The sequence below is a fragment of the Pseudomonas lurida genome, assembly GCF_002563895.1.
GTDB lineage: Bacteria > Pseudomonadota > Gammaproteobacteria > Pseudomonadales > Pseudomonadaceae > Aquipseudomonas > Aquipseudomonas lurida.
On the sequence record NZ_PDJB01000001.1, the window covers coordinates 4,869,321 to 4,892,493 of the forward strand.

Annotated in this window: 16 protein-coding genes and 1 pseudogene; 9 read left to right on the plus strand and 8 right to left on the minus strand. The window is 60.7% G+C overall.

The window, feature by feature from the left end:
* Positions 1 to 262: 262 nt before the first annotated feature.
* Positions 263 to 6,184, plus strand: coding sequence for a dermonecrotic toxin domain-containing protein (locus ATH90_RS22090; protein WP_244906004.1), 5,922 nt, complete (start codon positions 263 to 265; stop codon positions 6,182 to 6,184).
* A gap of 16 nt (positions 6,185 to 6,200) precedes the next feature.
* Here ATH90_RS22090 and ATH90_RS22095 read toward each other — a convergent pair whose 3' ends face one another.
* From ATH90_RS22095 to acs, 7 genes are all read right to left on the minus strand, one after another.
* Positions 6,201 to 7,181, minus strand: coding sequence for a GlxA family transcriptional regulator (locus ATH90_RS22095; protein ID WP_034108428.1), 981 nt, complete (start codon positions 7,179 to 7,181; stop codon positions 6,201 to 6,203).
* Between the two features lie 244 nt (positions 7,182 to 7,425).
* Positions 7,426 to 8,190 carry an ABC transporter ATP-binding protein gene (locus ATH90_RS22100; RefSeq protein ID WP_016973723.1) on the minus strand — a complete coding sequence of 255 codons (765 nt, stop codon included), beginning with the start codon at positions 8,188 to 8,190 and terminating at the stop codon, positions 7,426 to 7,428.
* A gap of 27 nt (positions 8,191 to 8,217) precedes the next feature.
* On the minus strand, positions 8,218 to 9,330 hold the full coding sequence (locus tag ATH90_RS22105) for a succinylglutamate desuccinylase/aspartoacylase family protein (protein ID WP_034108430.1): 1,113 nt from the start codon (positions 9,328 to 9,330) through the stop codon (positions 8,218 to 8,220).
* Between the two features lies 1 nt (position 9,331).
* Positions 9,332 to 10,030: an ABC transporter permease gene (locus ATH90_RS22110; RefSeq protein WP_034108432.1), complete on the minus strand. Its 699-nt coding sequence runs from the start codon at positions 10,028 to 10,030 to the stop codon at positions 9,332 to 9,334.
* Entirely contained in the window at positions 10,027 to 10,716 is a 690-nt protein-coding gene (locus ATH90_RS22115; protein WP_010208305.1) for an ABC transporter permease, read from the minus strand. The genes ATH90_RS22110 and ATH90_RS22115 overlap by 4 nt, the downstream gene beginning before the upstream one ends.
* A 91-nt stretch (positions 10,717 to 10,807) precedes the next feature.
* Positions 10,808 to 11,593, minus strand: coding sequence for an ABC transporter substrate-binding protein (locus ATH90_RS22120; protein ID WP_034108435.1), 786 nt, complete (start codon positions 11,591 to 11,593; stop codon positions 10,808 to 10,810).
* Between the two features lie 704 nt (positions 11,594 to 12,297).
* A complete protein-coding gene (gene acs / locus ATH90_RS22125; protein WP_034108438.1) occupies positions 12,298 to 14,253 on the minus strand; it encodes an acetate--CoA ligase in 1,956 nt (651 codons plus the stop codon).
* 395 nt (positions 14,254 to 14,648) lie between these two features.
* Between acs and ATH90_RS22130 the strand changes: the two genes are divergently transcribed.
* The 4 genes and pseudogenes from ATH90_RS22130 to ATH90_RS22145 all read left to right on the plus strand — a co-directional run bounded on the left by ATH90_RS22130 (position 14,649) and on the right by ATH90_RS22145 (position 17,693).
* Positions 14,649 to 14,918, plus strand: a complete 270-nt coding sequence (locus ATH90_RS22130) for a DUF2790 domain-containing protein (RefSeq protein ID WP_080758312.1) — start codon at positions 14,649 to 14,651, stop codon at positions 14,916 to 14,918.
* A gap of 566 nt (positions 14,919 to 15,484) precedes the next feature.
* Positions 15,485 to 16,735 (plus strand): ribonucleotide-diphosphate reductase subunit beta, encoded by a 1,251-nt coding sequence (locus tag ATH90_RS22135; protein ID WP_005790649.1) that lies wholly within the window; start codon positions 15,485 to 15,487, stop codon positions 16,733 to 16,735.
* 65 nt (positions 16,736 to 16,800) lie between these two features.
* A pseudogene (locus ATH90_RS22140) lies at positions 16,801 to 16,971 on the plus strand (HNH endonuclease); the annotation flags it as partial.
* A gap of 74 nt (positions 16,972 to 17,045) precedes the next feature.
* Complete coding sequence (locus ATH90_RS22145; protein ID WP_034108886.1) at positions 17,046 to 17,693, plus strand: HAD-IB family hydrolase; 648 nt, start codon at positions 17,046 to 17,048, stop codon at positions 17,691 to 17,693.
* Between the two features lie 116 nt (positions 17,694 to 17,809).
* On the opposite strand, the gene ATH90_RS22150 is transcribed toward ATH90_RS22145, so the two are convergent.
* Positions 17,810 to 18,769, minus strand: coding sequence for a LysR family transcriptional regulator (locus ATH90_RS22150; protein ID WP_098467261.1), 960 nt, complete (start codon positions 18,767 to 18,769; stop codon positions 17,810 to 17,812).
* 193 nt (positions 18,770 to 18,962) lie between these two features.
* On the opposite strand from ATH90_RS22150, the gene argH reads away from it, so the two are divergent.
* The 4 genes from argH to ATH90_RS22170 all read left to right on the plus strand — a co-directional run bounded on the left by argH (position 18,963) and on the right by ATH90_RS22170 (position 23,028).
* Positions 18,963 to 20,390, plus strand: a complete 1,428-nt coding sequence (gene argH, locus ATH90_RS22155) for an argininosuccinate lyase (protein ID WP_098467262.1) — start codon at positions 18,963 to 18,965, stop codon at positions 20,388 to 20,390.
* A 123-nt stretch (positions 20,391 to 20,513) separates the two neighbouring features.
* Complete coding sequence (locus tag ATH90_RS22160; protein ID WP_034108895.1) at positions 20,514 to 21,392, plus strand: amino acid ABC transporter permease; 879 nt, start codon at positions 20,514 to 20,516, stop codon at positions 21,390 to 21,392.
* A gap of 24 nt (positions 21,393 to 21,416) precedes the next feature.
* Positions 21,417 to 22,181: an amino acid ABC transporter ATP-binding protein gene (locus ATH90_RS22165; RefSeq protein ID WP_034108897.1), complete on the plus strand. Its 765-nt coding sequence runs from the start codon at positions 21,417 to 21,419 to the stop codon at positions 22,179 to 22,181.
* A gap of 25 nt (positions 22,182 to 22,206) precedes the next feature.
* Complete coding sequence (locus ATH90_RS22170; RefSeq protein ID WP_069078097.1) at positions 22,207 to 23,028, plus strand: ABC transporter substrate-binding protein; 822 nt, start codon at positions 22,207 to 22,209, stop codon at positions 23,026 to 23,028.
* Positions 23,029 to 23,173 lie beyond the last annotated feature (145 nt).

Consider the following 23,173-nt stretch of genomic DNA (forward strand, 5'->3'; position numbering starts at 1 on the left):
CAGGGATTGTAAGGACAGTTTTCAGCGCGGCCTTGCCGCCAAGCGACAACTTCTTATAGCGCCAACCCGCGATTTTCGCGGGTTTACGCCAATGCGACAAATAGCATCGCAATGGCGCAGTTTAAACGCTGCGGCGCCCCAGTGGCAGGTGGTCGCGCAGATAGCTGCAACGTATCGGGCGACGGGTTATCTATCTAGCCCCGTTCGGCTGCCCGGAATTGTTCTGCTCTGACGCCTGATCCTCATGCCAAGGCGCTTTCCTGTGACCCATCCCACTACGTCGATCCACCTTCCGGACCTGTCCACCTACCGCGACGTGCACGCAGACATCCTCCAGCAGGCGGTGCCCGGCTGGCTGGCGGATGCCTCCCCGGCCAGGCGCGCAGCACTGCGCAACACACAGCCGGCTATCGCCGATTGGTACACAACCGCGACGCCCCAGGAGCATGACACCCTGAAAAACCAGGTGAACCTGGCGTGGACCGCGCAAAACCGGCTCGACCAGGCCCTGGCCAACCTGCACGCTGCCGATGACTTCGGCGCGCCCCTGCTGCAAGCCCTGCTCAAGCAGCGTTTCGGCGTCGAGGCCGATGTCAGGACCACGTACCTGCGTCTCTACATCCCCCAGACCCTCGCCTGGCTGCCCATCGGCAGCGGCGGCGCGCGCACCTGGACCGTCTCGCTGCTCGAAGCTGCGTTGCACAACTTTGAAGCGGACGAGGCCTACGCGGCGCCCTCCGGCTTCATCTCCCAGCCCAGCGCCAGCGGTCAATTCGACCGCTTGCCCACCCTCGACGCACAGCTGACGGTCGCGCAATTCATCGCCCTGTGTCGGGAGCTGGACCTCGGCGCGCACTACCGGCGCTACCTCGAACAGTTCTTTGACTCCAACAACCCGGTCGCCATGGCAACCCTGCAGTCAAGGTTGCGGCACAGCCAGGCGGCGGACCTGCGCGTCGCGCTGCAAATGGCGCACATGAAGCACGACCTGCTCGATCACGCGTCCTATGGGCTGTTGCAACGCATGCTGGACAAACCGGACAGCCGCAACACTTGCTATCCGCTGCTGTGTTATGACCTGACGATCATGTCGAGCACGCTGACCGGCATCGTCCTGTTTGCCGAAAACCTTGGCAGCCCTCACCCGGTGGAGGTCACCGCCTACCTCCCGGGCGATCCCCATGCGCCGCTTAAACAGTACGCCAACCCCGTCGCCTTCATGAATGCGCTGGCGAACAACCTGCGCAGTGTCGAGTACCAGCAATTTTTCAGCCGCTTCGTCAATCATGAAGAGCGCGGCCCGTTCTTTGCCGACCTCAATCGCCGGCTGTCCAAAGTCACCTGGCACCTGCATACCCGCGGCGATCCACTGCCGTCCTGGCGTGAGACGCCGATCGACCCGCCGCACCTGGCCTTCAGCGCGAGCAGGATCAGCGGCGACCTGTTCACTCATCTGTTCCAAAGGACGTACAACAAGGTGTTCAACGACGCCCGAGCCCGCGCCGTGTCCACCGCCAGCGCCGACCAGAAAGCGCGCTGGGAACGCTGGAACGTCGTGCAGAAAATCGCCTCCACGGTGCTGCAGATCGCCGCGTTCATTGCCGCGCCGTTTGTTCCTCCCGTTGGCTTGCTGATGCTCGGCTACAGCGCCTACCAGATGCTCGACGAGGCCTTTGAAGGGATCATCGATTGGGCAGAGGGCGAGGTGACCGAGGCCTTCGGCCACCTATTGTCGTTCGTGGAGCAAGGCTTGCAATTGGGTATGTTCGTCGCTGGCGCGCCCCTGGCCAGCGCTGCGCTGCGCCAGTTGGTACCCGTCGAGAGCGTGCAGTTTTTCGATCGACTCAAACCCGTCACCCTGCCCGATGGCAAGGCACGGCTATGGAAACCGGACCTGGCGCCTTATGCCCACGAGATCCAGTTGCCCACACACGGCCAGTACCCCGTCCAAGGCCTGTATCCGCACGATGGAATACCCTCGCTGCTGCTCCGGGAAAAACCGTTCGTGGTTCAAGCCGACCCACTGACTGAACAGCTCTACCTGCAACACCCCACCCGGCCCCACGCCTATCGGCCGCGCCTGACGACCAACGGCCAGGGTGCCTGGCTGAGTGAACTCGACACGCCTTCAAGCTGGGACAGCACTACCCTCATGCGGCGCCTGGGCCCTCGCACCCTTGGGCTCAGCGACGAACAACTGGCGCATATCCGCCGCATCAGCGCCACCGATGACGGCGCGTTGCGCAAGATGCACCTCAACCAGCACACACCGCCGCCCTTGCTGGCCGACACCTTGGAGCGCTTCCGGGTCGACCAGGCCTTGCAGGACTTCATCGATCAAATGAACAGCGATGACCCGGCGCTCTACGGGCGTGCCGACGTTCAGACTCAACTGCACCTGCTGGCCAACCTGGGCCTTTGGCCAAAGGCAAAGACCCTGCGGTTCCTGGATGCCCGAGGCAACGTCCGATGGGAACTGACCGGCGAACCCAACGCCAGCGTGGTGCAACTGCACGAAACCCAGTTGAACAATGGCGACCTGCTGAAAACCCTTCTGGAGGCGCTGGACGAACCGCAACGCAAAGCCTTGCTGGGGGAAGCGTTCGGCGACCCGGTGACCTCCCTGCACACCCGCGCACGCCAGTTCAGGAGAAAACTCGCCCGCCTCGCGCTCGCGCATCGACGCAGTCTCTTTGACTCACGCTACCGCCAGGTGGACCGCCCCACAGTCCCGCGCCAACAGGCTTTGGTCGACCACACGCCTGGCCTGCCACTCAGCGCCGCCGATGCCTTACTGGACACGGCCAGCAGCCTCGAACTCAATGAGATCGACCAGGGTTCTGTCCCGACGCGCCTGAGCCAGCTGGCTCACTCGCTGCGAGACGAAGCTCGCCTCAACCACGCCTACGAAGGCCTGTACCTGGAGGCCACTGATACGCTGGAGACTCATCGACTGGCGCTGCACTCCCTGCAAGGCTTACCCGGCTGGTCCAACAGGCTGCGCCTGGAAATCAGGACTCCTGCGCCCGACGACACGCTCATCGATGCCATTGGCAAACCCAGGGCGCGCATCAAGAGAACCCTGATCCGCTCACCCGAGGGGCAATACACACCGCAGGACCGCAACGGATCGCTGTCTGGCGAAACCGACTTGTACACCGCGATCCTGCAGGCGCTTCCCGATGCCGAACGCGATGCCCTGGGCCTGCATATTGGCCAAGGCCCGGCACTCAGGCAGGCCCTGCGCAGCCATGCCCTGGCGCGCAACAGCCTGCGCAAACTGATCACCGCCCAACCTGCCCGCCCACCCTCCGACACCCGTACCCACCTGCGCCTGCTGGGCATGGACAATTACCCGCCAGCGCCGGTGCAAGCACAGCCCCCCAGCCCACGCGCACTGGCGCGCTCGCTGTTTCCCGCACACACCGATGCGCAGATCGACGAACTGATCCAAGACCTGGCAACCCGTCCCGACGGGGCTTTACCGATATTGACCGCCCTGCACCAGGAGTACCTGCAACTGGAGCGCGACCTGGCGACCTGGGAAGCCAATACCCCACGGACCTACCCAGGCACCGAGGTGACCCTGAGCCGCCAGGATTTTCGGGACGCCCGGCAAAACCGCCGTCTGTTCAGGCTTGAGCTATTGCGTGGCTGGCGCCGCGAAAGCGAGGCGGACCGGTTCTTCGAGCCGCCCACCCGCAACGGCCAGAAGCTCACCCTGCCCTACCCCATCCTTGGAGAGCTCCCGACGCTGCGGGCGAATTTCGAACACATCTCTTACCTGGAGCTCAGGGGTCAACAAACAGCACTGAACGTCGATACGTTTTTGCGCAGCTTCCCACGCCTGCGCTGCCTCAGTATCAGCAATGCCCGGCTGGGCCAGTTCCCGCCCTTCATCAGCGGCATGCCGACCCTCAACACACTGGCGCTCAGCGACTGCGGCATCAGCCTGACGCCTGACAGCCTGCGCGCCCTGTCGAGCATGAACAGGCTGCGCACCCTGGACCTGGACAATAATCCGCTGGGCCTCACGCCCAACCTGGAACGCATGCCCGACATGCAGTTCCTGGACTTATCCAGCACCGGTATTTGCGAAGTCCCCGCCGGCCTGCTCAGCCGACCGGCACTGGAACTGGCAATGCTGTCCAACAACCAAATCACGCAATTGCCGTCGGCGTTCTTCGAGCTGCCCGCCGACACCGCGAAAAACATCGACCTTTCCGGCAACCCGATGTCACGACCGACCCTGGAGCAGGTAAAAGCCTATTACCAGCGAACGGGCCAGTATTGGGAAATCAATGCCGCTGCCGTAGACATCCGCCACGTCAACGCGCTGTTCCCGGACTTCAGCGAAAATGAAGTCAACCGATTCATTTTTGGCCTGCCCGGTACGCTGGAAATGGGCCAGGTCGAACTGGCACGACTGGAAGCTGAATACGAGGCGCTGTCCGACGGGCTGGACACCTGGGCCGGCCAAGCCCCGACGCCCGAGGAGCAAACCCGAAGGCACACATTCAAGCACGCACTCCAGGCGTGCTGGCGCCGGGAAAGCCCACTGGATGACGACGCTGCGCGGACCACCGCCACTTACACCCTTGAGAATGCACAGCCCTTCAGCGGTGAGTTCCCACCGCTCAACGCCGAGTTCAGCCATGTGTCTTCACTGCAGCTGCTGGGCGCGGGAGACCCGTTTCCGCTGCAATCGGCGCCTTTTTTCAAAGGGTTTCCGGCGCTCAACCGCCTGTCTATCGAGGGTTATAAGCTGGGCGATATTCCCGCCTCGGTATTCGATCTGCCACAACTCTCGGCATTGCGCGTGACCCATTGCAGCCTCACGCTGTCCGCCGAGCGTGCGGCGTCGCTGGCCACCCTGGGCAACCTGGTGCGACTGGACCTCAGCCATAACCCGCTGGGCCGGATGCCGGACTTTGGCAAACTGCTCAGGCTTGCCCACATAAACCTAGAAGCAACCGGCCTGGCGGACATCCCCGACAGCCTATTGACCGCCGTCCAGCGCGACCGCGTAAACCTGAGCGGTAACGCGATCACCGAGATTCCCGACGCGGCGTTCACGCTCTCGACGAGCGTCGCCGGTGCCTATGATCTCTCCCGCAACCCGCTGTCCCGATCAGCGTTGCTGCAGATCAAACACTATTGCCTGCGCACCGGCGAATTCTTCCAGGCCGACGCCCCCACCGACCTGCAGAACCGGATCAAGGCGCTATACCCGACGTTCGTCACCGCTGAGGCCAACCAGTTTTTCTTCACGTTGCCGGGAGACCTGGACGCAACAGGCCCGGCCCTCGATCGCCTTGACGCCGAATACGCAACACTGCGCAGCGACCTTCAGGAATGGGCGCTGAATGTTCCGCAACGGCACCCACTCCGCGATGTGCCATTGGATGAACAAACCCGGGCGCAGGAACAACTCAATCGCCACAGCTTCAAGACGCTGCTGGAAGACGCCTGGCGCCGCGAAACCGATCTGGATGAGGAACACGACAGCCCCGAACCCACGCACAAGCTGACCTTTGGCACCGGCATCCTGGGCGACCTGCCGCACTTGAGCGCACGCCTTGACCACGTGTCGTCACTCGAACTGGACGGTGACGGTGGCACCGGCGGGCTCGATGGACTGCTCAAAAGCCTGCCCGGACTCAGGAGCCTGGTCATCTCAAAATTCAATCTGGGCGAGATTCCCCCCACGGTGTTCACCCTCCCACGGCTGAGCACCCTGAGCCTGACCGAGTCCGCCGTCCGGTTGACGCCCGCTAGCGTCAACGCCTTGACCGGGATGAATAACCTGGCCTACCTGGATTTGAGCGAAAACCCGTTGGGCCTCACGCCAGACGTCAGCCACTTGAACGCACTGGAATCACTGTACCTGCAAGACACCGCCATCACCGAAACGCCGCAGGGACTGTTCACCCTGCGTGAGCTGCGCACCCTCGACCTGAGCGACAACCGGATCGAGGCGCTGCCCGCCGCCCTGACGGAGCTGGCCACGGAGCTCGACCACGAATCGGACTTCAGCGGCAACCCATGGTCGGCGCAAAGCCTCGACCACCTCAGGCAGTATTACCTGCAAACGGGTAACGACTTGGCGGTCGAGGCTGCTCGTCGAGATGTGACGGGGACCCCGCTGATAAGGCCGGTCACGCCGGAGCCCATGGAGGAGTAACCCACTGGCGCAAAAGTCAGCCGCGCTCGGACGGCACCGACGACAACTCGAAGGGGCTGCTGCTGCGCCGCTGGTTGCGGTCTTCACGCGGGGTCGCGCCGAAGAAGTTGCGGTAGGCGCTGGAGAAGTGCGGCCCCGAGGAGAAGCCACACGACAGGCCGATCTGGATGATCGACTTGCTGGTTTGCATGAGCATCTGGCGCGCCTTGTTCAGGCGCAGTTCCAGGTAGTACTGGCTGGGGACGCGGTTGAGGTATTGCTTGAAGATACGTTCCAGTTGTCGTCGCGACACGCACACGTGCTGGGCGATCTCGTCGGTGGTCAGCGGCTCTTCGATGTTGGCTTCCATCAACAGCACGGCCTGGGTCAGCTTGGGATGACTGGAACCCAGGCGATTCTGCAGCGGGATGCGCTGGCGCTCACCGCCTTCGCGGATGCGTTCCACCACCAGCTCCTCGGAGACCGCACCGGCCAGTTCGGCACCGTGGTCACGGGCCAGTACGGCCAGCAGCAGGTCGAGTACCGACATGCCACCGCAGGCGGTCAGGCGGTCGCGGTCCCAGTCGAACAGATGGCTGGTGGCGATGACCTTGGGGAAGCGCTCGGCGAAATCATCCTGCCAGCGCCAGTGCACGGCGGCGCGGTAGCCGTCGAGCAAACCAAGCTGCGCCAGCGGGTACACGCCCGCCGACAGGCCGCCGATCACGCACCCGGCACGCACGAGCTGCTTGAGCGCTGAGCTCAGTTGCGAGGCGATGACGGTCGGGGGCTCGTCCGCCAGCAGGAACAGTTTCTGGAAACCTTCGAGCTTGCCGGCCCACGGCTCGCCCGGCAGTTGCCAGGCACCTTCGGTGTGCGGCTCGGCCTGCAGGAACGACAGTTCGTAGACCACGTCCGGATGCACCCGCTGAGCAACGCGCAAGGCCTCCTCAGCCAGCGCAAGCGTCAGTGCTTTTGTGCTGGGCCAAATCAGGAAACCAATTTTATGGGCGGTCATGGAGTGCTATCCGAAGCCTGTAACAGTAATGAAGACAAGGGCCAATGCTAGCCCGGAAACCAACACAAATCTCAAAACATGTGGAGATCCAATGTCGGAGCTGGCTTGCCTGCGATAGGTGGGCCAGCTTGCATCTGTGGTGCAGACATGCCGCCATCGCAGGCAAGCCAGCGCCCACAGGGGAACGAGACCCACCTCAAGACTGCCAAGCATGCACTAACTCGGTGCGCAAAAGCAGTCTTGGTTATTTCAGGCTGCCCGACAGGAACTGCTGCAAGCGCTCCGATTGTGGGTTCACCAGCACTTCACGCGGGTTGCCGCGCTCTTCGACGATACCTTTGTGCAGAAACACCAACTGGTTCGACACTTCACGGGCGAAGCCCATTTCGTGGGTCACCACCACCATGGTGCGGCCTTCCTGGGCCAGGTCCTGCATCACCTTGAGCACTTCACCGACCAGTTCCGGGTCGAGGGCCGAGGTGGGTTCGTCGAACAGCATCACCTCCGGTTCCATCGCCAGGGCGCGGGCAATGGCCACGCGTTGCTGCTCGCCGCCAGACATGTGACCAGGGAACGCATCCTTGCGATGCCCCACGCCGACCTTGGCCAGGTAGTGCTCAGCCTTTTCGCGGGCTTCTTTCTTCGATACCCCCAGCACATGCACCGGCGCTTCCATCACGTTTTCAAGCGCGGTCATGTGCGACCACAGGTTGAAATGCTGGAACACCATGGACAGGCGCGAACGCATGCGCTGCAGCTGCTTGGGGTCGGCGGCCTTCATGGCGCCGTCCTTGTTGGCCACCAGCTTCAGCTCTTCGTTGTTGAGCAGGATCTTGCCAGCGTGGGGTTGCTCCAGCAGGTTGATGCAGCGCAAAAAGGTACTTTTGCCCGAGCCACTGGAACCGATGATGCTGATCACATCACCGGCCGCGGCGGCCAGGGACACACCTTTGAGCACTTCATGACTGCCATAGCGTTTATGCAGGTCTTGGACTTCAAGTTTGTACATGCGGTCGGTTCTCACAAAAACAGGTGGTCAGTCGTTGAGCAAGCGCCCGTGACGCAGCGCTTCGCGCCCCGCCACCTTGGCCAGCCAGAAACCCGCTTGGGCATAACGTAGCCGTTCAACGGCAAACAACACCCCCGAGGTGCCCGCGCAAATCGTGCTCACGCGGTCTTCCAGGGGGTCAATCACTTCAAAAATCGGCTCGCCTTTCTCGACCCATTCACCGGCTTTACGCAGGTAACTGATCACCCCGGCATGGGGCGCGAACAACAGTTCGGTGCCTTCAAACGGCACGCCTTCACAAGGCTCGTATTGCGGCGCGGGCCATTCACCCTTGATCAAGCCCTGCTCGGCGAGGAACGCGAGGATGCCTTCGGCGTGGAAGACCGCCTCGTCGCGGCCGGTATCGGCCTGGCCACCCAGCTCCAGCGTCGTCGCCAGGCAGGCCAGCGGGATCTGCGCCTCAGGGAACGCCTGGGACAAGCGCAACCACGGCAACGAACAGGCTTCATCGAACGAACTGCCGCCGGAGTCTTCCGCCAGCAGGCCGACCTTCACATTCAGGTGCGCCGACAGCGAGCGCCACTGCGGCCAGTGCTGCGGCAGGGCGTACATGTGCAGCGCGGCTTCGGCATCGCAATGCAGGTCCAGCACCACATCGGCGGTGCAGGCGTGGCTCAGCAAGATGCGCTGCATGCCTTGCAACTGGCTGCTCGGCTCGGGTAACGCGTTGAGCGCATCGCTCATCGCCTGGCGGATCATGCGCACGTTGGCATGAGGATCATCGCCCAGTTTGCCTTTAAGCAACTCGGCCACCGGCTCGCTCAACTCAACGAAGTCGCGGTTGAAGTTCTTGCCGCTGCCCACCTCGAAACGTCCCTGGTGGCTGCCTTGCAACAGCTGGCCCAGGCCCATCGGGTTGGCCACCGGCACCAGCTCGATCACGCCGTTGAGGGCGCCTTGTTGTTCCAGTTCGGTGAGGCGCTTTTTCAGCTCCCAGGCGGCGCGCATGCCCGGCAATTCGTCGGCGTGCAGGCTGGCCTGGATATAGGCCTTGCGCTCGCCCTTGCCGAAACGGAACACGCTCAGCTGGCGCTCGCAGCCCAGGTGACCCCAGGGCAACCGGTGATCGATACGTTCCATATCAGTGCTTCCGTGGAGCCAGGTAGCTCAGCCAGCGGCGCTCGGCCAACTTGAACAGGCGCACCAGGATGAAGGTCAGGCACAAGTAGAACGCGCCGGCGGTGATATAGGCTTCGAACGGTAGGTAGAACTGCGCGTTCACCGTGCGGGCGGCACCGGTGATGTCGATCAGGGTAACGATGGACGCCAGGCTGGTGGTCTGCAGCATCATGATCACTTCGTTGCTGTACTGCGGCAGCGCACGGCGCAGGGCCGAGGGCAGCAGGATGCGGCGATACAGCTTGTAGCGCGACATGCCCATGGCCTTGGCGGCTTCGATCTCGCCATTGGGCGTGGCCTTGAGGCTGCCGGCAATGATCTCTGCGGTGTAGGCACTGGTGTTGATCGCAAACGCCAGGCACGCACAGAAGGTGGCACTGGACAGCATTGGCCAGAGGAAACTCTCGCGCACCGCCTCGAACTGGGCCAGGCCGTAGTAGATCAAGAACAGCTGCACCAGCATCGGCGTGCCACGGATCACGTAGGTGTAGAGCCAGGCCACACCGTTGACGATCGGCTGCTTGGACACACGCATCAGGCCCAGGGGCAAGGCGGCGAGCAAGCCGAAGAACAGCGAGATGGCGAGCAGTTTCAGGGTGGTCAGCAGGCCGCCAAGGTACAGCGGCATGGCCTCCCAGATGACGTTGTAGTCGAAGATCATAGATCAGCCGCCCTTACGCCTACCGAGTAGCGCTTCTCAAGATGACGCAGGGCCAGCAACGACACGCTGGTAATCACCAGGTACATCGCCGCCACTGCGAGGAAGAAGGTAAAAGGCTCGCGAGTGGCGTCTGCCGCCTGCTTGGCCTTGAACATCATGTCTTGCAGGCCCACCACCGAGATCAGTGCCGTGGCCTTGGTGAGGACCAGCCAGTTGTTGGTAAACCCGGGAATCGCCAGCCGAATCATCTGCGGCACCATCACCCGGAAAAACACCTGGAAACTGCTCATGCCATACGCAAGGCCGGCCTCGGCCTGGCCCTTGGGAATGGCCATGAAGGCGCCACGGAAGGTTTCCGACAGGTAGGCGCCAAAGATGAAACCCAGGGTGCCGATACCGGCGGCCAAGGGGTTCAAGTCGATATAGTCGTCATAGCCGAGCATCGGCGCGACGCGGTTGAGCAGGTCCTGGCCACCGTAGAAAATCAGCAGAATCAACACCAGGTCGGGGATCCCGCGGATCACCGTGGAGTACAAGTCACCCAGCCAGGCCAGCCAGCGCACCGGCGACAGGCGTAACGCGACCCCGATCAGACCCAGAACAATGGCCAAGGCCATGGACGACAAGGCGAGCTGAAGCGTCAACCATGCGCCATCGAGGATGACGGCCCCGTAGCCTTTCAACATGATTCAGGTCCTCGAAAAGGGGGATGAAAAAATGGCGCAAACCTCAGGAATTCTGTTGCTTGCGCCATTTAGGACAGACAGCTGCGACGATTTACTTGGCGTCAGCGCCGTAAATATCGAAGTCGAAGTACTTGTCCTGGATCTTCTTGTACTCACCGTTGGCGCGGATCGCGGCAATGGCGGCGTTGATGCGGTCCAGGTTTTCCTTGTCGCCTTTGCGTACCGCGATGCCTATGCCGTCGCCGAAGTATTTGGCCTCGGTGAAGGACGGGCCGACGAACGCGTAGCCTTTGCCAGCGTCGGTCTTCAGGAAACCGTCCTGCAGCAGGGTGGCGTCTGCCACGGTACCGTCCAGGCGACCGGCTTCAACATCCAGGTAGATTTCGTTCTGGGTGCCGTAAGGAACGATGGTGGCGCCTTTTGGAGCCAATACTTCCTTGGCAAAACGGTCGTGGATCGAACCGCGCTGTACACCGATCTTCTTGCCTTTCAATTCATCCAGGCTGTCGCTGACGGTGGTGCCTTCCTTCAACACCAGGCGCGCTGGGCTCAGGTAGTAGCGGTTGGTGAAGTCCACGGACTTCTTGCGGTCTTCCGTGATCGACATGGACGACAGGATCGCATCGATCTTGCGCACTTTCAGCGCCGGGATCAGGCCATCGAACTCCTGCTCGACCCAGGTGCACTTCACGTCCATCTGCTTGCACAGGGCGTTGCCGATGTCATAGTCAAAACCGACGATGCTGCCATCGGGTGCTTTAGAGGCAAACGGAGGGTAAGCCGCTTCGATACCAATTTTCAGAGGCTTGCCTTCAGCGAAAGCCTGCATGGACAGCACGGACAGCGCCAGGGCGCCCAACAGCACGAGTTTCTTCATCTTGGGACTCCATCGGTATAGGGCAAAACAGCAGTATGAGCCATGGCCCACGATGCGGCGTAAGGGAAACCGAATTGCGGTGCTGCGTCCCACACCAGTTACACACTGGAGACGACGAGCGAGTGATCGGCATTCTAACGACAGGCCGGAAGCCGATATTTCCTCAATGCGACAACAATTTACAGAAGCACCGAGAAAGCGGTTCCAGCTCATTGACAGCCTCTGGATTTTATGCAGAGACAAAAGACATTAAACCTGTAGACGCTGCAAATTGCGGGCCTATTATTCGCAAACCCTTCTAGCACGGCAAGTCTGGCGTTTAATCTTATTTCCTGGGGTGTCTAAAACGCGGCTTTTCGGGGCGCGGGCGTAGCGCTTTGCCTCATGTTCGAGCACCGGGTTACACATTTGTGCCAGCCGGTAACATTCAGAAACCTCCTACAAGAGAAGCCGATATTTATTGGCCTGGCGTTTATGCAGATCTGTAGGAGCACCAAGCTTAGCTTGAAGTGCGTTCAACCTGTGGGAGCTGGCTTGCCTGCGACAGCGGCCTGTCAGCCAACCCACCTTCGCCTGACACACCCTCATTGCAGGTAAGCCAGCTCCCACCTTGATCCGGTGTTGTCAGAGACACCCGACTGGCGCCCACAAAAAAGCCCCACCCGGTATTCACCGGGCGGGGCTTCCTGCTGCCACAACGGCGCTTAAGCGACGTTCATGGTCTTGTGCGTCTCAATCAAATGCGCGACCACGCCTGGGTCCGCCAGGGTGGAAATATCGCCCAACCCGTCGTACTCGGCCGTGGCAATCTTGCGCAGGATACGCCGCATGATTTTCCCCGAGCGCGTCTTCGGCAATCCCGGCGCCCACTGGATCACGTCCGGCGAAGCAATCGGCCCGATCTCCTTGCGCACCCAGTTTTTCAACTCCAGGCGCAATGCTTCGTTCGGCTCTTCGCCATTTTTGAGGGTGACATACACATAGATGCCCTGCCCCTTGATGTCGTGCGGCACACCCACCACCGCCGCCTCGGCGACTTTCGGGTGGGCGACCATGGCGCTCTCGATCTCGGCAGTGCCCATGCGGTGGCCGGACACGTTCAACACGTCGTCCACGCGACCCGTGATCCAGTAGTAACCGTCCTCGTCGCGACGCGCACCGTCACCGGTGAAGTACATGCCACGGAAGGTCTTGAAGTAGGTGTCGACGAAACGGTCATGATCGCCGTACAACGTACGTGCCTGGCCTGGCCACGAATCGAGGATCACCAGGTTACCTTCGGCGGCGCCTTCGATCAGGTTGCCGAGGTTATCGACCAGCGCCGGCACCACACCAAAGAACGGCCGTGCCGCCGAGCCCGGCTTGAGCGCATGGGCGCCCGGCAGCGGGCTCATCATGTTGCCGCCGGTTTCGGTCTGCCACCAGGTGTCGACAATCGGGCAACGGGATTGGCCGACATTCTTGTAGTACCAGTCCCAGGCTTCCGGGTTGATCGGCTCGCCCACCGAACCCAGCAAGCGCAGGCTGCTGCCATCGGCGCCTTCCACGGCAGCGGTGCCGGAAGCCATCATCGCGCGGATCGCGGTCGGCGCGGTGTAGAGGATATTGACCTTGTGCTTGTCGACGATCTTCGCCACCCGGGTGATGTCCGGGTAGTTAGGCACGCCTTCGAACAGCAGCGTGGTCGCGCCATTGGCCAGCGGGCCGTAGACGATATAGGTGTGGCCAGTGACCCAGCCGACGTCGGCGGTGCACCAGTAGATTTCGCCAGGGCGGTAGTCGAACACGCGCTCGTGGGTCAGGGCTGCGTACAGCAGGTAGCCGCCGGTGGTGTGCTGCACGCCCTTGGGCTTGCCGGTGGAACCGGAGGTGTAGAGGATGAACAGCGCTTCTTCGGCGCCCATCTCCTTGGGCGCACACACGGTGCCCGCCACTTTCATCAGGTCTTCGTACCAGATGTCGCGATGCTGGTTCCACTTGATCTGGCCATTGGTGCGCTTGCACACGATGACCTTCTGGATGCTGCTGGTTTCCGGGTTGGTCAGGGCGTCGTCGACGTTGGCCTTGAGGGAAATTTTCTTACCGGCACGGATACCTTCGTCGGCAGTGATCACCACCTTCGACTTACAGTCGATGATACGACCGGCCAGGGCCTCCGGCGAGAACCCGCCAAACACCACGGAGTGGATCGCACCGATGCGGGTACAGGCCAGCATGGCAACCACGGCTTCGGGAATCATCGGCATATAGATAGTCACCACGTCGCCGCGGTGCACATCCTGGCCACGCAGGGCGTTGGCGAACTTGCAGACTTCTTCATGCAGCTCGCGGTAGGTGATGGTGCGGCTCTCGGAAGGGTCGTCGCCCTCCCAGATGATTGCCGCCTGGTCGCCGCGCTCGGCGAGATGACGGTCCAGGCAGTTGTAGGAAACGTTCAGGGTGCCATCGGCGAACCACTTGATGTCGACATGGTGATCGTCGAACGAGGTCTGCTTCACCGTGGTGAAAGGCTTGATCCAGTCGAGGCGCTTGGCTTGCTCGCGCCAGAAGCCATCGGGGTTGACCACCGACTGCTGGTACATGGCCTTGTAGGTCGCCTCGTCGGTCAGCGTGTTGGCTGCTACTTCGGGGCGAACGGGGTACAGGGAAGCCGCACTCATCTTTCTTACCTCGGTGACATAGTTGTTTTTGTATGCCCTGTTGTAGCCGGGGCGGGCCTATAGAACCATTCGACGATGGTAGTAACAAGCCCCTACAAATTACCCTGATATGCCCCTGTGCAGCTCTAGCCCGCGGACCGTGGCGGATTGCGCCTGAGTGAAAAAAGCTTTACCACGGGATTGTTACAAAAACCGCCAATAGTGTTTATCAAAAGTACGGGTATATGAATATAACCTGGGGGCCTAAAATCAACTCCGCCAACACGGCACTGTGATTAACAACGCAACCGCCCCCACGAAGGCAACGTTAATCTGAACTTCCCAACTCTTAGTTACACACGCGGCCTCACAAGGGCCCCGTGACCCCATTCGACCTAAATAAGGTAAATAGAGAAATGAAAGCTTTAGTAGTTATGGCCCTCAGCAGCTTGTGCGCAACCGCCGCCCTGGCCGACGAAGCCCCGACTGACGTAGCTAGCCGGAACACACCGATCGTTGAGGACTACACTTACAGCACCCACCTGGACGTCGCCAAAGTCGTGTCCATGAGTAACATCCCAGAAGTATGCGAAGTTGTACCGGTCAAGATGGAATATGAAGATTCGCACGGCCAGCGCCATATTCTTAATTACCATGTCATGGGCAACGGTTGCTCTAACGGATAACAACTTCGTTAGTAGGATCTTGTTCGCCGCAAGAAATTGTTCTTGCGGCAAAGCGCCGGCTGCGAATACACCCCGATCCCACTGTAGGCGCTGGCTGGCCAGCGATGGCGATTTCAGCCATACCCACCCCACAAAGCCTCCCACCCCCCTCTCTCCCCGAGCCTGTAAAAAACATCCCACCGCCCGTCAAAAAAATCCAACCCCAGCAAAGCCTTATAAACCCGCACTCTGGCCGAAAAACACGCCATTCTGGCCGCTCTCCGTGACCATCCGTCCCAACACAAGCCGGTTTTTTTCCCCTACAATGCGCGGGTAAACCGGGCCTGCAATATCCCTTTACACCGGGATGAAGAGCCAGACCTGAGGCCTCCGCTGGAGCACGCATCTGTCGCTCCGCCCCTCAAGCCTCACGCAGAGCACCCGTTACCCAATTCCGTTTAATGCCTGCGCTAGCTGTTGCAACAAACGATTCCTTAAGATCCACCGCGGCCCTGGGGCCGTGTGAACACCCAACCATCCGGTTTCACACGGGCACCTTTGAGCCCTCACGCAGGAGACGACACGTCATGCTGAGCTGGGACGAGTTCGACAAAGAAGAAGAAGGCGAAGTAGCCACTAAAGGCGCCAACGCCGGCCACGCCACCGAAGCCAACATGGACCGCCTCGACGGTGCCGGCGCCGCCGCCGCCATCGAAGCCCGCGCCGTCACCGCCAGTGACTCCGCCGCCATCGTGCGCGCCAAGGCTGCGCTGGACAAACTCGACGTCGCCGAAGGCCTCGCTGAACTCGAAGGCTCCGCCGCCCGCGTCGCCGTTGACGAAAAGCGCATGATCAACTGCCGCGCCGACCTCAACCAACTCGTGCCCTTCAAATACGACTGGGCCTGGCAGAAGTACCTCGACGGCTGCGCCAACCACTGGATGCCGCAAGAGGTCAACATGACCGCCGACATCGCCCTGTGGAAAAACCCCGAAGGCCTGACCGACGACGAACGTCGCATCGTCATGCGCAACCTCGGCTTCTTCTCCACCGCCGACTCCCTGGTCGCGAACAACCTGGTGCTGGCCGTGTACCGCCTGATCACCAACCCGGAGTGCCGCCAGTACATCCTGCGCCAGGCCTTCGAAGAAGCGATCCACACCCACGCCTACCAGTACTGCATCGAATCGTTGGCCATGGATGAAGGCGAGATCTTCAACATGTACCACGAGATTCCATCGGTCGCCAAAAAGGCAGCCTGGGGCCTGAAGTACACCCGCTCGATCTCCGATCCGAAGTTCGAAACCGGCACCGTCGAGACCGACAAGGAACTGCTGCGCAACCTGGTCGCCTACTACTGCGTCCTGGAAGGCATCTTCTTCTACTGCGGCTTCACCCAGATCCTGTCCATGGGCCGCCGCAACAAGATGACCGGCGTCGCCGAGCAGTTCCAGTACATCCTGCGCGATGAGTCGATGCACTTGAACTTCGGTATCGACGTGATCAACCAGATCAAAATCGAAAACCCACACCTGTGGGATGCCGAGATGAAGGAAGAAGCCACCCAGATGATCCTGCAGGGGACGCAGCTGGAGATCGAATACGCACGTGACACCATGCCGCGCGGCGTGTTGGGCATGAACGCGGCGATGATGGAGGATTACCTCAAGTTCATCGCCAACCGTCGCCTGTCGCAGATTGGCTTGAAGGAAGAGTATCCAGGTACCACCAACCCGTTCCCATGGATGAGCGAGATCATGGACTTGAAGAAAGAGAAAAACTTCTTCGAGACCCGTGTGATCGAGTACCAGACTGGCGGCGCGCTGAGCTGGGATTGATTCCTGAGCCAAGCTGCACGATGAAGCCCTGACTTGTTCAGGGCTTTTTTATGCGTGGTGAATGGCCACTTTTTGAAGCACATCATCTCAAGCGGCTCGCCCAGAAGGGTTCGGATCGCATCACCAATGCTGTAGCCTTGTGCCCCAATTGCCATCAGCGTTGTCACCGATCGAGTGATCGGAACGCTTTCACTGCAGCGCTTTACAGCGACGTCGGAAGATTGGCACGGGAGTAAACTCCTGCTGTCACACCTGATGCACACTCAAAAAAAACAGTAGATAGGACCGAGGCCAACCCGTGAACCCAGACATGCTCGAAGCCGGCCCCGCAGACGCCAAAGTACTTTCCGTCTTTGACTTCGACGGCACCCTGACCCACCACGACAGTTTCGTGCCATTCCTCAAGTTTGCCTTTGGCACCGGCGAGTTTTATGGCCGGATGGTCAAGCTGGCGGTGCCGGGGCTGCGCTTTTTGCTGAGGCAGCTCAGCCGGGATGAATTGAAGGCGCAGCTGATCCGCACCTTCATGACAGGGGTGGAAAAGGCGTGGGTACAGCAGAAGGCCGAGGAGTATTGCCAGCGCAATTGGGCGCGGTTGATGCGACCGGCCGGGGTACTGTCGGTGGAGCAGGAGTTGGGCTCGGGGGCAGTGGTGACGCTGTGCTCGGCGTCGCCGGCGTTGGTGTTGCAGCCGTTTGCCGATCGGCTTGGGATCAAGTTGATTGGCACTGAGCTTGAGGTAGTTGACGGGGTGTTGACCGGCAAGCTCACCGGCAATAACTGCCGCTGTGAGAACAAGGTGTTGCGGCTTGAGGCGGTGTATGGGGACCTGGGGGAGTATCGGCTGCGGGCCTGGGGCGATACGCGTGGGGACCGGGAATTGCTGGCGGCGGCGCAGGATGCGCATTTTCGGCACTTTCATGCGAAGAAGAAAAAGCGCGCTCGGTTGCAGCGGTGATGCGGGCGGGTGGGATCGGCAGGTAGACCGAGGCGATCCCTTCGCAGCCTCGCTGGGGCTCGACGCCGCCCACAGTTGATCTCTGTCGCTCGGAGGGACGGTGTCTGGCTTGAGTGTTATATCGCGGCTTTGAGGTCCACACCCAAGGCCGTGGCGAAGGCTTTGACCATCGGGCTGCGCGGGGCGTTGTGGCGCAGGATCAGGTTGAATGCCGTGCTGAGGTGGACCTGCTCCGGGCACAGTGCGCGTAGGCGCCCTTCCCTTACCAATGGCGCGGCGTAGTGTTCTGGCAGGAAGCCCAGGAAGCGACCGGTGAGGATCAGGATGGCGACGGCTTCGACCTGGGAGGCCGAGGCGGACTGGCTGTCGTAGGTGACGAAGTTGGCCTTGTCGCGATGGATCGCATACCGATGGTTGACCACTTCATATTGGCGCAGCACCTCGGGCGAGATGCCATTCTCGTTGAAGAGCGGGTGTCCTACGGCGCAGTAGGCGTGGGACTTTTCTTCGTACAGCGGGAAGTAGTCGAATTCTTCGCGGCGCTGGTAGACGGGAACGATGCCGACAATCAAGCGCCCTTCCACCACACCGCGTTCAACTTCGTCCAATTGCGAGGCATGCAGGCGTAATCTTATTTTTGGTGATTGGCGGTGTAAGTTGCCCAGCGCGGTAATCAACGGGGAATTAACGTCGGACACGGTGTTATCAATAACGCCGACACTAAGGTCGCCAATAAGCTCGTTTTGCGCCGAACTAAGCTTGTCGCGAAAACTGTCCACCGAGGTAAATAACTCGATGGACGCCTGATACACCAACTTGCCTTCTTCGGTCAGCCCGAACCCTTCCCGGCCTCGTGTGCACAGGCGCATGCCGATGCGGATTTCCAGGTCGGAGATCTGCTTGCTGATGGCTGCCAGCCCCACGTTCAGCTCGTTTTGCGCGGCACTGAAGCCACCCGCTTCGACCACGGCCATGAACACGCGCAGCAATTTGAAGTCCAGCCCGCTCAACTGCAGGGGCGGTCTCGTGCCGGGTTTTGGCGGCAGGTTTCCAGAAGTGGAAAGTGGAGTTTCCATAATACGCGTTGACCTCAAGTGCCATATTCAACAGGCTTCAACCCAGTCCTTGAACATAGCCAGGCGGCGATAATGAACATAAACATCCGCCCTTGGCAACCTTGAATACGGCGCGTCAGACGCTGATTCAGTCTAGTTGAAAACTTATTGTTACTGCCTCCGACTCTTCTAAAAACAAGCGTGAGGAATACCCATGTCCCAACCCACCGACCGCCTTTGGGGTGCTCGTTTCAAGACCGGCCCGTCGGCTGCGTTGGCCGCGTTGTCGCGTTGCCCAGAGCGATATTTCCGCCTGACGCCCTACGACCTGGCCGGCTCTCGCGCCCATGCCCGTGAGCTGCAGCGCGCCGGGTTGCTGGATGAGTCGCAGACCCTGCGCACCCTCGAAGCCCTGGACCAGATCGGCCATGACTTCGCCGCCGGCCGCTTGCATCCGACCCTGGATGACGAGGACGTACACACCTTTATCGAACGCGTATTGATCGAGCGCTTGGGCGCTTTGGGCGCCAAATTGCGCGCCGGGCGTTCGCGTAATGACCAGACCGCCAACGATCTACGCCTTTTCCTACGTGACCATGCGCGCACCATCACCACCGAAGTGCTGAGTTTGCAGCAGGCGTTGGTGGAACAGGCCGAGCAGCATATCGAGAGCATCTGCCCCGGTTTTACCCATTTGCAGCAGGCGCAGCCGATTGTGTTCGCCCATCACTTGCTGGCACACGCGCAATCGATGCTGCGAGACGTGCAGCGCTTGGTGGATTGGGATGCACGTACGGCGCTGTCGCCACTTGGCGCAGCGGCAATGGCTGGTTCGGCGATTGCGCGCCAGCCGGAGCATTCGGCCAAGGAAATGGGCTACGCCGGGCCGTGCGAAAACTCCATCGATGCCGTCGCCAGCCGTGACCATGTGGCGGAATTCCTGTTTGTGGCGGGCATGCTCGGGGTGAATATTTCGCGTTTGTCCGAGGAGTTTTGCCTTTGGTCTTCGCGGCAATTTCGCTGGGTGGTGTTGGACGACGCCTACGCCACAGGCAGCTCGATCATGCCGCAGAAAAAGAACCCGGACATCGCCGAATTGGCGCGGGGCAAGGCTGGTCGCTTGATTGGCAACCTGACCGGGTTGATGTCGACGCTCAAGTCCTTGCCGCTGTCGTACAACCGCGACTTGAGTGAAGACAAGCACAGCGTGTTGGACAGTGTGGATACGTTGCTGCTGGTACTTCCAGCCATGGCCGGGATGGTGGCAACCATGACAGTCCAGGTGGAGGAGCTGCGGCGCCAGGCACCGATGGGTTTTACCTTGGCGACTGAGGTAGCGGATTGGTTAGCCACCCGTGGTGTGCCGTTCAAGGAGGCCCATGAGATTACTGGCGCGTTAGTACAGGCCTGTGAGAAGCATGAAATTGAGTTGTGGGAAGCCTCGCCAGCGATGTTGGCGCAGGTGGATGCGCGTCTCACACCCGAAGTGCGGGACTGCCTGACCCTGGAAGCGGCGATTGCAGCGCGCAGTGGCTGGGGTGGGACGGCGCCGGAGCGAGTGCGCGAGCAGATCGGCCGGTTGAAGATTGCACTGGCTGCACAGCAGCAGTGGGCTGAGAGTTATCAGGGGTTTCGGATTTAAGCCTGCATAGAGGGGGTGAACTCACCGGCGCTTTCGCAGGCAAGCCAGCTCCCACATTTGACCGGTTTTCAACCGTTGGACCGCGTACAGCAGTTAGCGCGTTATCAGTTTTGGAGAATCACCATGAACCAGACCCCGGCCGAGCGCTTGGAAACAGAGCGCAAGCTGTCCGAGAACCAGTTCGACATAACCCAGTACGAACACGTGCCGCGCCGCTATTACGGGCGGATGTTCTTTGCCACGTTGATCGTGATCGTGCTGGCAGCGCTGTTGCGCGCTTTCGCCAATGGCCAGATCGAATGGTCCTACATCGGCCAGTTCCTCACGTCCGAGGCCATTATTTGGGGCCTGGTGAACACCATCGTCATGTCGATCCTGGCGATGGCGTTGGGCGTAGTAATCGGGGTGATCACAGCGATCATGCGCATGTCGGCCAATCCGATCCTGCGTTATGTGGCCATCACTTACACCTGGCTGTTCCGTGGCACGCCGCTGATCCTGCAACTGCTGCTGTGGTTCAACCTGGCGCTGATTTTCCCGGTGATCGCGATTCCCGGCCTGTTCAGCATCGACACCGTCGACCTGATGACACCGTTCGTGGCTGCCCTGCTCGGCCTGAGCATCAACCAGGGTGCCTACACCGCCGAGGTGGTGCGCGCCGGTTTGCTCTCCGTCGACACCGGCCAGTACGAAGCGGCCAAGTCCATCGGCATGCCAAGCCTTCAGGCGCTGCGCCGGATCATTCTTCCGCAGGCCATGCGAGTGATCATCCCGCCGGTAGGCAACGAGTTCATCAGCATGGTGAAAATGACCAGCCTGGCCAGCGTGATCCAGTACTCGGAGCTGCTGCACAACGCGCAAAACATCTACTACGCCAACGCGCGGGTCATGGAGCTGCTGATTGTGGCCGGCATCTGGTACCTGGCGGTGGTGACTGTTCTTTCATTTGGTCAAAGCCGCCTCGAGCGTCGTTTTGCCCGCGGCGCCGGCAAGCGTTCGTAAGTCTGGGTTGAGGAGATTTGCCCCATGAGAAGCATCGTCAAGGCCGTCAACCTGAACAAGTACTACGACCAGTATCACGCGCTGCGCGACATCAATATCGAGGTCGAGCAAGGCGAAGTCATGTGCATCATCGGCCCGTCGGGTTCCGGTAAAAGCACGTTGCTGCGCTGCGTCAACCAGTTGGAAAAAATCGACAAGGGCGGCCTGTGGGTTGACGGCGAACTGGTGGGTTACCGCGTCGTCGGCAACAAGCTGCATGAGATGAATGAAGTGCAGATCGCCCGCCAGCGCCTGGCCACCGGCATGGTGTTCCAGCGCTTCAATCTATTCCCGCACATGACCGTGTTGCAGAACATCATCGAAGGCCCCTGCCAGGTACTCAAGCGCTCGCCCAAGGAAGCCATCGAAGACGCGTTGGAACTGCTGGCCCGCGTCGGCCTGGCGGACAAGCGCAATGCCTACCCGGTGGAATTGTCCGGCGGGCAACAACAGCGCGTGGCGATTGCCCGTGCGTTGGCGATGCGTCCCAAGTTGATGCTGTTCGACGAACCTACTTCAGCCCTCGACCCGGAACTGGTCGGCGAAGTGCTGTCGGTGATGCGCGACCTGGCCACCACCGGCATGACCATGATCGTGGTCACCCATGAATTGGGCTTCGCCCGCGAAGTCTCCAACCGCATGGTGTTCATGGACGCCGGCCAGATTGTGGAAGCCGGCAGCCCGGAAGAAATTCTAATAAGCCCACAAAACCCGCGTACCCAAAGCTTTATTTCTGCCGTTCGCACTTAACTAAAAAACTAACGAGAACGCCCCCATGAAAAAATTGTTTATCCCAACGTTGCTCGCAGGCCTGATGGCCTCCTCCGCTGTTTTCGCGGCATTGCCGGCGGCAATCAAGGAAAAGGGTGAGATCAGCGCGGCCATCGTGCCGAACTATCCGCCAATGGATTTCAAGGACCCGGCCACCAACAAGATCACCGGCCTGGACTTCGACCTGGGCAACGCCCTGGCCGAGCGCCTGGGCGTGAAGATCAAATGGCAGGAAACCGGCTTCGAACAAATGCTCAGCGGCTTGACCACCAAGCGCGTGGACATCGTGCTGTCGGGCATGACCGACACCGCCGAACGCCAGAAGGCGGTGACCTTCATCGACTACTTCACCAGTGGCCCGCAGTTGTACACCCTGGCCAAGCGTGAAGACCTCAAGGAATTGACTGACCTGTGCGGTAAAAAAGTCGGCACCAGCCGCCGTACCACCTGGCCGTCGGAAATTGCCGCCTGGAGCAAGGAAAACTGCGAAGCCGCGGGTAAGCCAGCGATCGTAGTCATCGGCACAGAAGGCTCGGCGGATGCACGGGCGCAGTTGCAGCAGAATCGCCTGGATGCGGCGATGCAGGGCAGCGAGACCATCCCTTACCTGATGTCGCTGGACAAGGGCAAGTACAAGCCGGTGGGCTTGGCGATTTCCAAGCAATTCACGGGGCTGGGGATCGAGAAGAGCAACACGGAACTGGTCACGGCGATCAGTGAAGCGTTGCAGGGCATGATTGATGATGGGACGTACGGCAAGATCCTGAAGAAATGGGACCTAGAGCAAGGTGCCGTCGAGAAGATCACCATCAACGCCGGCCAGTAACGCAATCTGCAGGTGGGAGCTGGCTTGCCTGCGATAACGGTGGGCCAGGCAACGCATGTGCAAGCTGGCTCATCGCTGTCGCAGGCAAGCCAGCTCCCTCACGTTTGATGAGTGTTACCTAGAGAACATAACAAGGACATCCGCC